This is a genomic window from uncultured Wocania sp., assembly GCF_964021735.1.
GTDB lineage: Bacteria > Bacteroidota > Bacteroidia > Flavobacteriales > Flavobacteriaceae > Wocania_A.
The window spans coordinates 1-14,769 of sequence record NZ_CAXIBN010000079.1; the positions used below are offsets into that span (position 1 = coordinate 1).

The 14,769-nt window shown below is 29.7% G+C and carries 16 protein-coding genes; 9 read left to right on the forward strand and 7 right to left on the reverse strand.

Translation table 11 applies throughout. The features are described 5' to 3' along the window. Positions 1-90 precede the first annotated feature (90 nt). Entirely contained in the window at positions 91-840 is a 750-nt protein-coding gene (locus AADI82_RS08570) for a uroporphyrinogen-III synthase (protein ID WP_341216030.1), read from the reverse strand. Between the two features lie 26 nt (positions 841-866). Next, positions 867-1,511 carry a DUF4271 domain-containing protein gene (locus AADI82_RS08575; protein ID WP_341216031.1) on the reverse strand — a complete coding sequence of 215 codons (645 nt, stop codon included), beginning with the start codon at positions 1,509-1,511 and terminating at the stop codon, positions 867-869. 118 nt (positions 1,512-1,629) lie between these two features. Here AADI82_RS08575 and AADI82_RS08580 point away from each other — a divergent pair, with 118 nt between their 5' ends. Genes AADI82_RS08580 through AADI82_RS08590 form a run of 3 tightly spaced genes read left to right on the forward strand, consistent with a single transcriptional unit; the run spans position 1,630 to position 4,328 of the window. Then, on the forward strand, positions 1,630-2,355 hold the full coding sequence (locus tag AADI82_RS08580) for a polyprenol monophosphomannose synthase (protein WP_341216032.1): 726 nt from the start codon (positions 1,630-1,632) through the stop codon (positions 2,353-2,355). A gap of 9 nt (positions 2,356-2,364) precedes the next feature. Continuing rightward, positions 2,365-3,711 carry a dihydroorotase gene (locus tag AADI82_RS08585; RefSeq protein ID WP_341216033.1) on the forward strand — a complete coding sequence of 449 codons (1,347 nt, stop codon included), beginning with the start codon at positions 2,365-2,367 and terminating at the stop codon, positions 3,709-3,711. Then, positions 3,708-4,328, forward strand: coding sequence for a DUF4296 domain-containing protein (locus AADI82_RS08590; RefSeq protein ID WP_341216034.1), 621 nt, complete (start codon positions 3,708-3,710; stop codon positions 4,326-4,328). The genes AADI82_RS08585 and AADI82_RS08590 overlap by 4 nt, the downstream gene beginning before the upstream one ends. Here the strand turns inward: AADI82_RS08590 and AADI82_RS08595 are convergent. Next, on the reverse strand, positions 4,297-5,304 hold the full coding sequence (locus AADI82_RS08595) for an NAD-dependent epimerase/dehydratase family protein (protein ID WP_341216035.1): 1,008 nt from the start codon (positions 5,302-5,304) through the stop codon (positions 4,297-4,299). The genes AADI82_RS08590 and AADI82_RS08595 overlap by 32 nt on opposite strands. A gap of 87 nt (positions 5,305-5,391) precedes the next feature. On the opposite strand from AADI82_RS08595, the gene tyrS reads away from it, so the two are divergent. Next, positions 5,392-6,687 (forward strand): tyrosine--tRNA ligase, encoded by a 1,296-nt coding sequence (gene tyrS / locus AADI82_RS08600; RefSeq protein WP_341216036.1) that lies wholly within the window; start codon positions 5,392-5,394, stop codon positions 6,685-6,687. Positions 6,688-6,828: 141 nt separating this feature from the next. On the opposite strand, the gene AADI82_RS08605 is transcribed toward tyrS, so the two are convergent. After that, positions 6,829-7,809 (reverse strand): acyl transferase, encoded by a 981-nt coding sequence (locus AADI82_RS08605; protein WP_341216037.1) that lies wholly within the window; start codon positions 7,807-7,809, stop codon positions 6,829-6,831. Positions 7,810-7,933: 124 nt separating this feature from the next. Beyond that, complete coding sequence (locus tag AADI82_RS08610) at positions 7,934-8,275, reverse strand: T9SS type A sorting domain-containing protein (RefSeq protein ID WP_341216038.1); 342 nt, start codon at positions 8,273-8,275, stop codon at positions 7,934-7,936. 200 nt (positions 8,276-8,475) lie between these two features. Here AADI82_RS08610 and AADI82_RS08615 point away from each other — a divergent pair, with 200 nt between their 5' ends. Further along, positions 8,476-9,156: a response regulator transcription factor gene (locus tag AADI82_RS08615; RefSeq protein WP_341216039.1), complete on the forward strand. Its 681-nt coding sequence runs from the start codon at positions 8,476-8,478 to the stop codon at positions 9,154-9,156. Between the two features lie 84 nt (positions 9,157-9,240). Continuing rightward, positions 9,241-10,206, forward strand: a complete 966-nt coding sequence (locus AADI82_RS08620) for an ATP-binding protein (RefSeq protein WP_081997687.1) — start codon at positions 9,241-9,243, stop codon at positions 10,204-10,206. Here the strand turns inward: AADI82_RS08620 and AADI82_RS08625 are convergent. Beyond that, entirely contained in the window at positions 10,180-11,235 is a 1,056-nt protein-coding gene (locus AADI82_RS08625; protein WP_341216040.1) for a glycosyltransferase, read from the reverse strand. The two genes, AADI82_RS08620 and AADI82_RS08625, sit on opposite strands and share 27 nt — an antisense overlap. 242 nt (positions 11,236-11,477) lie before the next feature. Here AADI82_RS08625 and trmB point away from each other — a divergent pair, with 242 nt between their 5' ends. The 3 genes from trmB to AADI82_RS08640 are packed head-to-tail and all read left to right on the forward strand — an operon-like array spanning position 11,478 to position 13,115. Continuing rightward, complete coding sequence (gene trmB, locus AADI82_RS08630) at positions 11,478-12,155, forward strand: tRNA (guanosine(46)-N7)-methyltransferase TrmB (RefSeq protein WP_341216041.1); 678 nt, start codon at positions 11,478-11,480, stop codon at positions 12,153-12,155. Continuing rightward, positions 12,155-12,784: a LysE family transporter gene (locus tag AADI82_RS08635; protein WP_341216042.1), complete on the forward strand. Its 630-nt coding sequence runs from the start codon at positions 12,155-12,157 to the stop codon at positions 12,782-12,784. The genes trmB and AADI82_RS08635 overlap by 1 nt, the downstream gene beginning before the upstream one ends. A gap of 1 nt (position 12,785) precedes the next feature. Next, positions 12,786-13,115 carry an MGMT family protein gene (locus AADI82_RS08640; protein ID WP_341216043.1) on the forward strand — a complete coding sequence of 110 codons (330 nt, stop codon included), beginning with the start codon at positions 12,786-12,788 and terminating at the stop codon, positions 13,113-13,115. A 52-nt stretch (positions 13,116-13,167) separates the two neighbouring features. On the opposite strand, the gene AADI82_RS08645 is transcribed toward AADI82_RS08640, so the two are convergent. After that, positions 13,168-14,532: a Fic family protein gene (locus tag AADI82_RS08645; protein WP_341216044.1), complete on the reverse strand. Its 1,365-nt coding sequence runs from the start codon at positions 14,530-14,532 to the stop codon at positions 13,168-13,170. Between the last annotated feature and the right edge of the window lie 237 nt (positions 14,533-14,769).

The window sequence follows — 14,769 nt, forward strand, 5'->3', positions numbered from 1 at the left end:
GTTCTAATATATATAAAGAATAACTCACTCAAAACAAAAAGGGCTATTTTATTAAAATAGCCCTTTTTGTTTATATAGAATATCAGACAATTACTTGCCTTTATTAGCTTTGTCAATATACTTTTGCAACGCCATAGTCATAGACGGTGTTTCTGGTGTTGGTGCAGCAATATCTACTCGCAAACCTTTTTCTTCAACAGCTTTAATGGTGGTATTTCCAAATACAGCAATACGTGTTTCATTTTGTTTAAAATCTGGAAAGTTTTGAAATAATGATTCAATACCAGATGGACTAAAAAAAACAAGTACATCGTATGTTACATTTTCTAAATCAGATAAATCACTAACCACCGTTTTGTAAAATGTAGCTTGTTTCCAGTTTACACCCAAAGCATCTAAGGTATTTGGGACCTCTGGTTTTACTTTATCAGTGTTTGGTAATAAGAATTTCTCGTCTTTATATTTTTTAATTAGTGGCGAAAGCTCAGAAAAAGTACGCTTGCCAACATAAATTTTACGTTTTCTGTAAACTACATATTTTTGAAGATAGTATGCTACAGCTTCAGACTGACAAAAATATTTCATGGCATCTGGAACTTTAAAACGCATTTCTTCAGCAACTCTAAAAAAATGATCAACAGCATTTCTACTTGTTAAAATAATAGCAGTGTAGTTATTCAAATCTACTTTTTGTTGCCTAATGTCTTTTGCAGAAACACCTTCAACATGTATAAAAGGCCTAAAATCTATTTTAACCTTTTGCTTTTCTTGCAAATCAAAATAAGGAGAATTTTCTATTTTAGGTTCTGGCTGAGAGACTAAAATTGTTTTTACTTTCATATATACAAGTAGTTTATTTTGTTGCTTTAAGAAATAAACACCTTATATAAAATAATGTAGGGTGCGATTTCGAGAGCGCAAAGATACAAAATAAAATAAAACAAGTTGTGTTTTATTGCGTTTTGATGCGTTTTAAATGAAGTAATTACACCAAAAACATTAACAATTAATAATAACGCAATTATTGTATAAAAAAGACTTAATGTTGGTTTAATTGTGAAAATTAATAAAGCGTTAATTGGAATTAATAATAGACCTAAATAATTCTTATAACTGATTTTTTGAAATAGGTATTGATCTATTAATTTATCAATTTCAAAAAGACTCGCTATTAAACGCTCAATAAGTACTTTTATTAAAATAAAGGTGCCAATACCAAAAACTAATTTAAAAAGTATATTAATAGAAATTGTTTTAGTCTCTGCTACATATTGATAAATTAAAAAGCTAAAAATTGATGCCGAAATAACTAAGTTGGAAAATAATAAGGCATCAAACTTATCTAAAAATTTTTGTTGTTTGGCGTATATTTTAAGGTATTTAGAATTTCCTAAAATATAAATGAAATCACCAAAACGCTGTGGCGCAACTAATTTAGCTGCTGCAATAATGGTAAGACCTATAACCATTAAAATTGTAAATAGCTCGTTTGAGATGATGTCGCGATACATGCCCTAAAATTATTATAAATATTCACACTTTACGTAAATTATTAAGGAATATTTAAAAAAAATAAACTTTGAAATAATGTACATTTGCTAAAAATATTACATTACAATATATTATTAAATGCAAGATACGGTTGTTATAATACCAACTTACAACGAAATAGAAAATATTGAAGCTATTATAAAAGCTGTTTTTTCTCAGTCGGATAATATTCACATTCTTATTGTTGATGATAATTCTCCAGACTTAACAGCTTTAAAAGTTAAAGCACTTCAAGAAGAGTTTCCAAATAGATTATTTTTAGAAATTCGTAAGGAAAAAGAAGGACTAGGAACCGCATATATTCATGGTTTTAATTGGTGTTTAAATAAAACATATCAGTACATTTTTGAAATGGATGCCGATTTTTCTCACAACCCAAAAGATTTAATAAAGCTTTATAAAGCATGTAAAGATGATGGTGCAGATTTGGCTATAGGATCTAGATATATAAATAATACGGTAAATGTTGTTAATTGGGATATGAAACGATTGCTCATGTCTTATTTAGCTTCAAAATATGTGCGTGTAATTACAGGAATGCGTATACACGATACTACCGCTGGTTTTGTGTGTTATAAAAGAACCGTTTTGGAAACCATAGATTTAAGTAAAATTAAGTTTATAGGTTATGCATTTCAAATAGAAATGAAATTTAAAGCCTATTTAAAAGCTTTTAAAATAATTGAAGTTCCTGTGATATTTACAGACAGAACGAAAGGTGAATCAAAACTAAGCTCTGGTATTATCTCTGAAGCTGTTTTTGGAGTGATTTCGATGAAACTGAAAAGTTTATTTAAAAAATAAAATTATAAAATGACATTAAAAACTACACTTATTAAAAATGCCAATATTGTAAATGAAGGTAAAATTTTTAATGGCGATATATTAATTGAAGGCGATTATATAAAAGAAATAAACACGTCTATTAGTGCAAAATCTGCCGATGTACATGTGTTTGATGCCGAAGGTAAATATGTGCTTCCTGGTGTTATTGACGATCAAGTACATTTTAGAGAACCGGGTTTAACACACAAAGCGAATATTGAAACCGAATCTAAAGCAGCAATTGCTGGTGGGATTACTTCGTTTATTGAAATGCCAAATACCAATCCGCAAACCACAACTATTGAAAAACTAGAAGAAAAATTTGAGATAGCTGCAAAAACATCATCTGCAAATTATTCGTTTATGTTTGGAGGAACAAACGATAATTTAGATGAAATTTTAAAAGTTGATGCTAAAAATGTAGCAGCTTTAAAACTGTTTTTAGGGTCTTCAACAGGAAATATGTTAGTTGATAATCCTGAAGTTTTAGAAAACATTTTCTCGAAAACCAATTTATTAATAGCAGTACACTGTGAGGACGAAGGTACAATTAAAGCTAACTTTGAACGATTTACAGAAAAGTATGGTGACGATATCCCTATTAAATATCACCCAGAAATACGAAGTGAAGAAGCATGTTATTTGTCGTCTTCAAAAGCTATCGAATTAGCTAAAAAAACAGGGGCGCGATTGCACGTGTTTCACTTATCAACAGGAAAAGAAACTGCTTTGTTTGATAACAAAATATCTTTAAAAGATAAAAAAATTACTGCTGAGGTTTGTATACATCATCTGTGGTTTACAGATAAAGATTACGATGAGAAAGGCACGCTTATTAAATGGAATCCTGCAGTAAAAACACAAGCCGATAAAGAGCAATTATGGGAAGCTTTATTAGATGACAGGATTGATGTTATAGCTACAGATCATGCACCGCATACTATTGAAGAAAAAGAAAACGTTTATAATAAAGCACCTTCTGGTGGGCCATTAGTACAACATGCTTTACCTGCGATGCTTGAAATGCATCATAAAAATAAAATTTCAATAGAAAAAATAGTAGAGAAAATGTGTCATAACCCTGCTATTTTATTTCAAATTGAAAAACGCGGATTTATAAAAGAAGGCTATTTTGCCGATTTAGTTTTGGTAGATTTACACCATCCATGGACAGTAAAAAAAGACAACATTCTTTATAAATGCGGTTGGTCTCCGTTTGAAGGCACCACCTTTAAATCGAGAATTACGCATACCTTTGTAAACGGAAGTTTAGCTTATAAAAACTTTAAGTTTTATGATGTTAATGCTGCAAAACGATTAACTTTTAATAGATGATTTTAAAACGATTATTTACCTGCTTTATAATTGCATTAATGGCAACTGCGTGTTATAAATATGATAAGCCTAAAAAGCCTAAGAATTTGATTTCAAAGGATGTAATGGTTAATATTATAATGGATGTAAGATTGCTGTCATCTGCAAATGGGATGAATAAAACGACTTTAGAAAAAAATAATTTGCAGGCTGAAACATATATTTATAAAAAGTATAATATAGATAGTTTGCAATTTGCTTTAAGCAATAATTACTACGCCTATTATGTTGATGATTATAAGGCTATTTATGATAAGGTTGCAGATAGTTTAGATGTTTTAAAAAATAAGTTTACTGATTTAGCAATTCAAGAGGAACAAGAAAAAAAGATTAAAGATTCTATTCAAAGCATTATAAAAAAAGACTCGGTACTTATTTTTAAATTAAAAGACCATATAAAGCTACTAGTAAAAAAAGATTCTTTAAAACCTTTAGTTAAAAATGATTCTATTAGGTTGATAAAGATGAAAGATTCTTTAAATATGCTAATTGAAAAAGATTCTGTAACTAGATTTAATCTAAAAAAACCAAAAGAAGAAGGGTTAATTACACCTGTTTCAGATATAGATTTCCAATAGTAGTAATGCTTTCTTCAATTGGGGTAAACTCGAGATCTAGAGCATTTTTAATTTTAGCAGGACTATAATTAGTTTTAGAGTTTAATGATGTTACTAATTGTTTGGTTAGCTGTCTTCTTTTACCAGTTAATTTATGTATTAACCAATCAAGTCTCCATGCCCATTGTAACAACCAAAGTTTAGCTTCTTTTTTAGGCAGTTTTGCATTTACAGCTTTTGCCATAGTTTGTAAAAACTGTTGGTAAGTCCAATTTTCAGCAACTAAAATAAAACGTTCATTTTTTATATCACTTTTTAAAAGCGCAATCATAATCGAAACAACGTCTTTTACATCAACTAACCCAATAGTTCCAGAGGTGTAATATTTTATTCCTTTATGCGCTTTTTTAAATAAATTTCCACTACCATAACGCCAAATGCCTGCGCCTAAAATAACACCCGGATTTACAATAACCACATTTACACCTTCTTGTGTGGCACGCCAAACCTCCATTTCGGCACCATATTTTGTAATAGCATAAACACTATTGTCGTCTTCAGGATTCCACTTGGTATTCTCTGTAATTGGTGCATTGTTTATAGAATTACCTATGGTTGCAATAGAGCTTACATAGCATAATTTTTCTATATTATTAGAAATGCAAAGATTAACGATATTTGCGGTGCCTTCAATGTTAGTACGACGCAAAAGATGATACTTATTAGGTTCAAACGATACAAAAGCTGCACAATGATAAACGTATCTTACATCATTAAATGCATCAGATAATAGCGGAATATCTAAAATATCGGCTTGAACCCATTCAATAGATTTAAAAAGCGACTCGTAATTTTCAGTATAACAGGAAAACACCTGTTTTACATTATCAAGTTTACGTTCGGTTCTATAAATAGCTCGAACAGTTTCGTTATTACTAATAAGTTTGTAAAGTAAATGTGCGCCAACTAACCCTGTGCCTCCAGTAACTAAAATCATGCAACTAAAGTAAAGAATTATTCATAATACAGGAGTAATTATACATTGATTTTTATCTTTGCCGTAGTTTATTAAAAATATGATATAATGATAAAGAATTTTGTTAAAGAATTAACTTGGAGAGGCATGATACATACTGTTATGCCGGGGGCAGAAGAACATTTAATGGAAGGCATGCGAAGTGCGTATGTGGGTTTTGATCCTACTGCTGATTCTTTACACATTGGTAATTTAGTGCCTATTATGTTGTTGGCACACTACCAACGTTGTGGACACAGGCCAGTGGCTTTGGTTGGTGGTGCAACAGGTATGATTGGTGATCCTTCAGGGAAATCTAATGAGCGTAATTTATTAGATGAAAAAACGCTGAGGCATAATCAAGAATCTATAAAAAACCAATTAGCACATTTTTTAGATTTTGAAAGTAATTCTGAGAATTCTGCAATTTTAGTGAATAATTACGATTGGATGAAAGACTTTTCGTTTCTTGAATTTATTCGTGATGTAGGCAAGCATATTACCGTAAATTATATGATGGCAAAAGATTCTGTAAAAAATAGAATCTCGTCTGAATCATCAGAAGGGATGAGCTTTACAGAGTTTACTTATCAATTAGTACAAGGTTACGATTTTCTTCATTTGTATAAAGCGAATGATTGTTCAATTCAAATGGGCGGAAGCGATCAATGGGGAAATATTACAACAGGAACAGAATTAATTAGACGCGTTGGTGGCGGAAAAGGATTTGCTATCACTTGTCCGTTAATTACAAAATCTGATGGTTCAAAATTCGGGAAATCTGAAGGTGGAAATGTTTGGTTAGATGCTAACAGAACTTCGCCATATAAATTTTATCAATATTGGTTAAATTCTAGCGACGAAGACGCTGAAAAATACATTAAAATATTTACGTTTTTAACTGAAGAAGAAATTAATGGTTTAATAAAAGAACATGCTGAAGCACCACATTTACGTGTGTTGCAAAAGCGTTTAGCTGAAGAAATTACAGAAATGGTACATTCTAAAGACGATTTAGATAATGCTGTAAAAGCTAGTGCTATTTTGTTTGGTAAATCTACAAGTGATGATTTAAAACAACTTAATGAGCAAACCTTTTTAGATGTATTTGATGGCGTGCCGCAAACAGAAATTAAACAATCTGATATTGAGAACGGACTAGATATTATTGCTGCTTTAGCAGAAAAAGGTGGGTTTTTAAAATCTAACGGAGAAGCGCGTCGTGCATTAAAAGAAAATTCTATTTTGGTAAATAAAGAAAAAGTAAAAGACGATTATAAAATTATTACCAAAGACTTAATTAATAGTAAGTTTGTTTTGCTGCAACGTGGTAAAAAGAATTATTTTATTTTAAAAATTGTATAGAACAACAAAAAGCCTGAGTTTTAACTCAGGCTTTTTTTAACCAACCAACTAAAAAATTAACTTTTCTTTTTCTTAGCTATTCGTTTTGTCGAAATGATTACTACAATCTTACAGAAGATTATAATTTTTTTAACTTGGAAATTATAACACCATTAAATTACAACCTCGAATATCTGAATTATCAAAACGTCCAATAACTTCAAATGCTCCATTTTTATAAATCCTTCCTAAATCTTGTGTAGCAACAAATGAGCAAGAATTAATATTAGCTAAATCTATAACATTTATACCGCCAGTTTTTTCTGGTGGCTGAATACTTAATGCATCTTCAGTATCACGTGTTAATATTCGCATCCAATTAGGGCAATTAAAGAGGCCATTGCCATTAGAATAAGCTTGACTTAATAGCTCGGTCATACCATATTCGCTATGTATCGTTTCAACTCCAAAATCAGCTTTTAGTTTTTTATGTAAATCTTCTCTAATAAGTTCTTTTCTTCTACCTTTCATGCCACCGGTTTCCATGATAATGGTATTTTTAAGATTGAATTGATAGGTTTCAACCAAATCTAATAAAGCAAAAGATACTCCAATTAATAACACCTTTTTTCCATCAGCATCTAATTTAATTAAAGTGTTTTTTAATTCTGAAATATTATTAAGATAGAAACCACTTTCTGTGTGTTTCGAGTGCAAAATCATAGCATTTGCCATGTAAATTAATGATGAACCTTCACGTTCTAAATAAGAAGGTAAGAGTGCTAAAACCACATAATCTTCAACACTACCATAAAATTGTTGAAAACCCTTAGTGAAACTTTGTTCGTAAATTTTCAAGTCAGTTACATGGTGTTTACTCGTTAAATTTCCAGTGGTACCAGAACTTGTAAACGTAGTTTCAATATCATTTTTGTTACTTAATATTTTATGTGATTTAAAAAACTGAATAGGTAAAAAAGGAATATCTTGAATCGTTTTAACATCGCTTGGGTGTTTATAAAGTAAATCGCAAAATGACCTATAAACACGATTATTATTAAACTGATGTTTAAAGATTTGCAAAGCTAAATCTTCAAATTCCGTTTGATTTTTAATATTAAAAATGGCGCTACTATCTATCATTTAATCGTAGTTAGTTCGAGTTAAAATTATTCTGTAATTTTGTCTTCGATAACATAAACAAAAGTATATAAAATTAAAAAGCATTGCTATTAGCAATGCTTTTTAAAAAAATATTTAGATAAAATTACTTAATCACCAATTTTCGTGTCTCACTTATATTGCTTTCAGTAATTTTTAAAATATAAACGCCAGTACTTAGCTTCGATATATTTAATTCTTTGCCTATTAATACAGTTGACAAAATTTGTTTTCCTAGGGCATTAAAAATTTCAACTTTTTTAGTTAAGCTGTTTTTAGATGTAATATATATAAACTGTTTTCCGTTATTAACAGGATTAGGGTATATAGAAAGCCCTTCAATGTTTTGTTGAGTAGACAGATTAGAGTCCCTTGTTTGTGTAAATCCCAGTTGAGGCACAAAAAACATTAAAGTAAAAAGTATAATAAAAAAGTAGTTTTTTCCCATAGTAAGCTTTCAATGTTATAAAAGTAATAAATTACTTCAAAAGTTATACCAAAAAAATGTTAAAGATTTAAACATTTCATCGAAAGGTTAAATAAGTGTAAGTTGTATGTTACCTTAATGTTATTTGTTTTTATGTTTTAATATAGTTCTGTTATTAGTTTTATCTTTGGCCTAAGAAAGATAGAATTTATTGTTTTATAATGAATAAAAAAGACATTAAAATACTTTTAGTTGATGATGAGCCAGATATTTTAGAGATAGTTGGTTATAATTTATCAAATGAAGGCTACCAAATTATTAAAGCCGAAAATGGAACTCAAGCCGTTAAAAAAGCTAAAAAAGAGTTACCTCATTTAATTATTTTAGATGTGATGATGCCAGAAATGGATGGTATTGAAGCTTGCGAAATTATTCGTAAAAATCCAGATTTAAAAGATACTATCATCACTTTTTTAACAGCAAGAGGCGAGGATTATTCCCAAGTCGCAGGGTTTGATGCTGGAGCCGACGATTATATTACAAAACCTATAAAACCAAAAGTTTTAATTAGTAAGGTAAAAGCATTGTTGCGTCGTTTTAAACAAGACGCCAAAAGTACAACGCTTAAAATAGGTGATTTAGTTATTGATAGGGATGAATATAAAATTATTTTAAAAGGAAAAGAAATTATTTTACCGCGAAAGGAATTTGAATTACTATCTTTATTAACCTCTAAACCAGGGAAAGTTTTTAAACGCGACGAAATTCTTGATAAAGTTTGGGGAAATGAAGTTATAGTTGGAGGAAGAACTATTGATGTGCATATTCGTAAATTACGTGAAAAAATAGGAGATGATAGCTTTAAAACTGTTAAAGGTGTTGGTTATAAGTTTGTAGATTAATATTTTAAATATTTGAAATTAAAAAGAACATATCGTTTTGCGATTAAAACATCGCTGTATATAACACTTTTTATAACGCTCTTAATGAGTGTTTTTTTATATGCCTTTTATTCAATTAATTGGTTGTTAGTTTTTTTATTTGCATTAGCTTGTTATCTCTTCTCATTTATAGTTATTCAGTTAAGAGCTGAAAAATTCATTTATAAACGTGTTAAAAAAATATACGACGATTTAACACTTTTAGAATCAGCTAGTTTAACCAGAGGTTCTATTACAACCGATATGGGAACACTAACTAAAGAGATTGATAGATTTGCCCGTGATAAAAAATTAGAAATAGAAACGCTTAAGGTTCGAGAAAAATATCGTAAAGAATTTTTAGGCAACATATCTCACGAATTGAAAACACCGTTGTTTACTGTTCAGGGTTATATTTTAACTCTTCTAGATGGGGCTATAGATGATAAAAATATAAGGAAAAAATATCTTGAGAGAGCTAATAAAGGTGTTGAAAGACTCAGTTATATTGTAAAAGATTTGGATATGATTACCAAGCTAGAAATTGGTGATTTAAGTCTGAATATTGAAGTGTTCGATATTGTAGAATTGGTAAATAACGTGTTCGATATGTTCGAAATGCGGGCACATAAAAAAAACATAACCCTAACTTTTGATACTGATTATAGAACCCCCATTTTGGTTAATGCTGATAAAGAGCGAATACAGCAAGTGTTAGCAAACCTTTTTGTAAACTCAATAAAATATGGGAGAGAAAAAGGAACAACAGAGATTAGTATCGAAAATTTAATAAAAAATAAGGTTATTGTTAGAGTGACTGATAATGGAGAAGGCATTGAAAAAAGGCATTTACCACGCTTATTTGAACGCTTTTTTAGAGTTGATAAAACAGGAAACAGAAAAGTTGGAGGTTCTGGCTTAGGCTTGTCTATTGTAAAACATATTATTGAAGCTCACGACGAAAAAATATATGTAGAAAGCGAATTTGGTGTAGGTAGTGAGTTCTCATTTACGCTCGAAAAGGCTAAATAAATCTTTAAAATTAGCTTTAAAATCAAAAGATTTCAACCCAATAAAAGCATTTAAATTTTTAAGTTTATGTAATGTAAATTCATCTTGATTACAACTAGGTACAAGATTTAATTCGGTTAATCGTTTTGCTAAATATTCTTGTTCAAATTGCCCAGGCGTAGGTATAAAAAAAGCTTTTTTATTAAGTTTTGCTAAATCCATAATAGTAGTGTAGCCAGATCTAGAAATAATTATTGCGCTTTCATTTATCGTTTTTTCGAGTAAATCAGAAGTCATGAAATTATAAACAGTCATATTTTTTATAATCTGTATAGTTTGTTCTTCTTCCATAATTCCTTTTACAAAAACAATCTTATTAGGGTAGTTTTTAAATTCTAACAACAGCTTTTCTTCTAGTAAAGTACGTTGTGGCTCAGGACCAGAAAGTAAAACCATAATGTTATTTACAATCTTTATACTTTTTTTTTCAAATCTGCTTAAAGGACCTAAATACTTAGTAGGTAAGTCAAAATTATCTGGATGCCCTAATTTCCCGCTTAAATTGGGCTCGTTTTTCATATCTGGGACCCAACAAACACTAAATTTCTTAATAAATTTTTGATGTAATTTTGTGCTTAACCAAGTTGTGTTTCCGCTTAAAACATGTAATTGGTGTGTTATAAAAACTGAAGGTACTTTTTTACTATAAATACCTAATCGATTATCAGAAATAATTCCAGAAATATTATATGTTTCAATAATATCCTTTACGGCTTTCTTCTCCGCTTTGATAGCCTTTAATAGCTTAGGGGTATCTTTTAGTAATTTTAATTTAAAATGCTTTCCTTTTTTTGCATAAGTTATGTTATAGGCAGGCAGTTCAATCGAAGAAAGTTTTGGGAATTCCTTTTGTAATAGTTTTAAAGCAACCCCATCGCTCGCAATTATGGGTTCGAAATCGTAAGCTAATAATGCGTTAATAATAGGGATGCATCTTGTAGCATGTCCTAATCCCCAGTTTAAAGGAGCTATTAAAATTCGTTTTTTCATTTTTCAATATGTCGTTCCACATCTCGTTACTTTGCTTTGGTATCACTCAGCACAAATCATTTAGGGTAAGTGAGTGGGTTTTGCTACAACTTTTTTATTTTAATTCAAATATTATGAAAGGAATAAAAAAAGATACAGCATAAATCCCTAACACCATTTTCAGTAAATTCAAAGATAAGCATATAAACACTCTCGTATATTTCCTTAATTTTACCAAATATTTAAAAAACAAGTAAAAATCTGTGGGAAGCAAAAATAAACTTAGAAGATTTAAAGAAAACGAAGCTTTTGCTAATGTATTTCAGCCAACAAGAGATGAATTAGTTAGTTCAAATTTCAATTTAAAAGGCAATTGGAGAACAGTGGTTTTTAAAAATAATAATCCATTAGTTTTAGAGTTGGGCTGTGGTAAAGGAGAGTATAGTATAGCGTTGGCTCAAAAATATCCCAACAAAAATTTTATAGGTATCGATATAAAAGGTGCCCGTTTTTGGAGAGGTGCTAAAACAGCTATTGAAGAAAATATAAATAATGTTGCTTTTCTTCGTACTCAAATTGAACTAATAGATTATGCTTTTGCTGAAAATGAAGTGGACGAAATTTGGATAACTTTTCCAGATCCACAAATAAAATACAAGCGCACTAAACATCGTATGACGAATGCTAAGTTTTTAAAACGATACAATAAAATTTTAAAACCAGAAGGCATTGTAAACCTAAAAACCGATAGTGAGTTTATGCACGGTTATACACTTGGGTTGCTACATGGCGCTGGACACGAAGTGCTTTATGCCAATCATAATGTGTATAAACAAGAAGGCAGTCCAGAAGAAGTTACAAGTATTCAAACCTTTTATGAATCACAATATTTAGAGCAAAATAAACCAATTACGTATATTAGGTTTAAAATTAACGGTTAGTGGATATTACTTTTATCTTTTTTTTAGGATTATTTATAGCTTTAGTTGGTGTTATTCCACCAGGGTTGTTAAACATGACGGCTGCTAAAATAAGCTTGAAAGAAGGACATTCAAGAGGTATTGTGTTTTCTATTGGGGTTTGTGTTATTGTAATTGCTCAAACTTATATTGCCGCTATTTTTGCAAGATATTTAAGTAATCACCCAGAAGTTATAGACATACTCCAGCGTGTAGCATTTGTTATTTTTGTCTTAATAACTGTTTATTTTTTATTTGTTGCTAAAAATCAACCAGCAAAACAAGCAACACCAAAAATGAGAAGCAAGCATAGTCGCTTTTTTCATGGTATATTTTTGTCTGCAATAAATGTTTTTCCTATACCATATCAAGCTTATATGACAATTACCTTGGCATCGTTTGGATGGTTAAAATTCGATCAAACAAGCATTGTGTCGTATGTTGCAGGGGCAGCTACAGGTACATTTGTTATGTTGTATATGTATATTTTCTTTTTTGATAGAATAAAAGAAAAGTCGTTTACATCACAAAAAAACATGAACCGTATTATTGGTGGTATTACAGGAGTTATTTCTATAGTTACACTAATAAATATTATTAAAGAGTTATAGTATGAAACCTGAAACTTTAAATTTCTTTGGCAAAGTTTATCAAGTAGCTCGGTTAATACCTTACGGAAAAGTAACTAGCTATGGCGCAATTGCAAATTATTTAGGTGCAGCTAAAAGTGCACGAATGGTTGGTTATGCTATGAATGGATCTGGAGGAAAAGATGTGCCAGCGCATCGTGTTGTAAATCGAAAAGGTTTGCTAACAGGGAAATTTCATTTTGATGGGACTAATTTAATGCAGCAACTTTTAGAAAGTGAAGGTATTGAGGTTGTTGATAATCAAATACAGAATTTTGAAAGTGTGTTTTGGGATCCTTCAAAAGAGCTTTAGCGTCGTTTCGAATTTGATTGTGCTTAATGTGTTTCAATATTTCGGATTCTCATCATAAAAATGCAATGTCAAATTTATTGCCTTTCCAATAATTAAAAGTCTTTTTGTTAATCGCTATTTTTTTTAAAAACTCACGTTCAACCAATTCTTCAATATCTGTTCTAGCAGTTTGATTGGTAACGTTAAAAGTGTTTTCAATTTCTTTTACAGTAAAAAATCGATTACTATCATCTTCAATTTTTTGAAGAATAATGGCTTGTCTTTCGTTTATACCATCAAGTTTTAAGTATTTTGAGAGTTTTGATTGTTCCTTCTTTTTCTTTGCAACATAAGTTTTTAATTCCTCAAAAGCACGCATTAGTACTTTTACTTGATAATGAATAAAATAGGTAACATCCATATCATCAATTTCAGTATACAAATAGGCTTTTTCATATTGTACTTTGGTTTTCATAATGACTCGTGAGATTGATAAATATTCCGTTAGCCAATAGCCGTTTTTTAATAAATACCAATAAAAAATAGCACGAGCAGTTCTTCCATTACCATCAACAAATGGATGAATATAACCAATCAAAAAATGTAGAATACTTGCTTTTACAATAGGGTGAATAAAATCTTCTTTGGGGTTATTATTAAAAAAATCGCAAAACGATTGCATTAAAGCGTCAAGCTCTTCAAAGTTTGGAGGCGTATGAACAATTTCTCCAGTTATTTCATTCATTACGTGGACTTCGTTAGTGTTTCTAAAAACACCAACGTTTTCAGCTTCTAAAGTGTTTTCGGTAACTAGACGATGCAATTCATATAGTTTTTCAACAGAAATATTCTCATCTTGATGTTCACTTATATATTGAATAGTTTTATAATTGTTCAATATCATTTGCTCAGATTTGTTTTTTGGCTTTTTGTTTTTTCTGAGCATTTCTTTAGCCTTAATGCGTGTTGTGGTTGCACCTTCTATCATTGATGAAAAAATAGATTCTTCCATTAAAGCATTGTTTAAGTAGCTTTGCTTGTCTATGTCTGAAAGTAATTTTTCTTTTTGTAAACCAGCCCCAAAGTTGAAATCTAGGTAGTGGAGTTTTTGTTGTAGATGTTCATTTACATTGTAATAATATGTTATCGAATAGTCAGACTTAATATTTCCAATTAAGAAACCTAATTTATTAATTGCTCTTCTTTTAAACTTAGTGATATACCAAAGAATTTCTTTTTCATTTACAGAGTGTATTTTTTCATTGAAGACTTTTATGAAGTCATCTTTCAAATATTTTATTTTATCCCAATACAAATATTCTTTTTCTATTCTATTTAAAGAATTGAAAATTTGATTTGTAACATTTAGTAGCGTAAACTGGGTTATAGTTTCTTGTAAATCTGAATCCACATTTAATTTCGGCGCTTTCTCAATCATAATTAACTAATATCTCCTAATTTTTATAAAATTTACAAATATCATCAAATATACAAAATATATAATTATTTCCTAATTTTTATAAAATTTACAAATAATAGTAAATTTTAAAGTCATAAATTTCAACAATAGCACTATAAAAAACTTCAAGTTTTAGCCTTCAAACTTATAGCTTTATTAATTATATTTGTACTTTAGAATAAATCTAAATTGAATAAAGTGAAATTAAGCAAACAA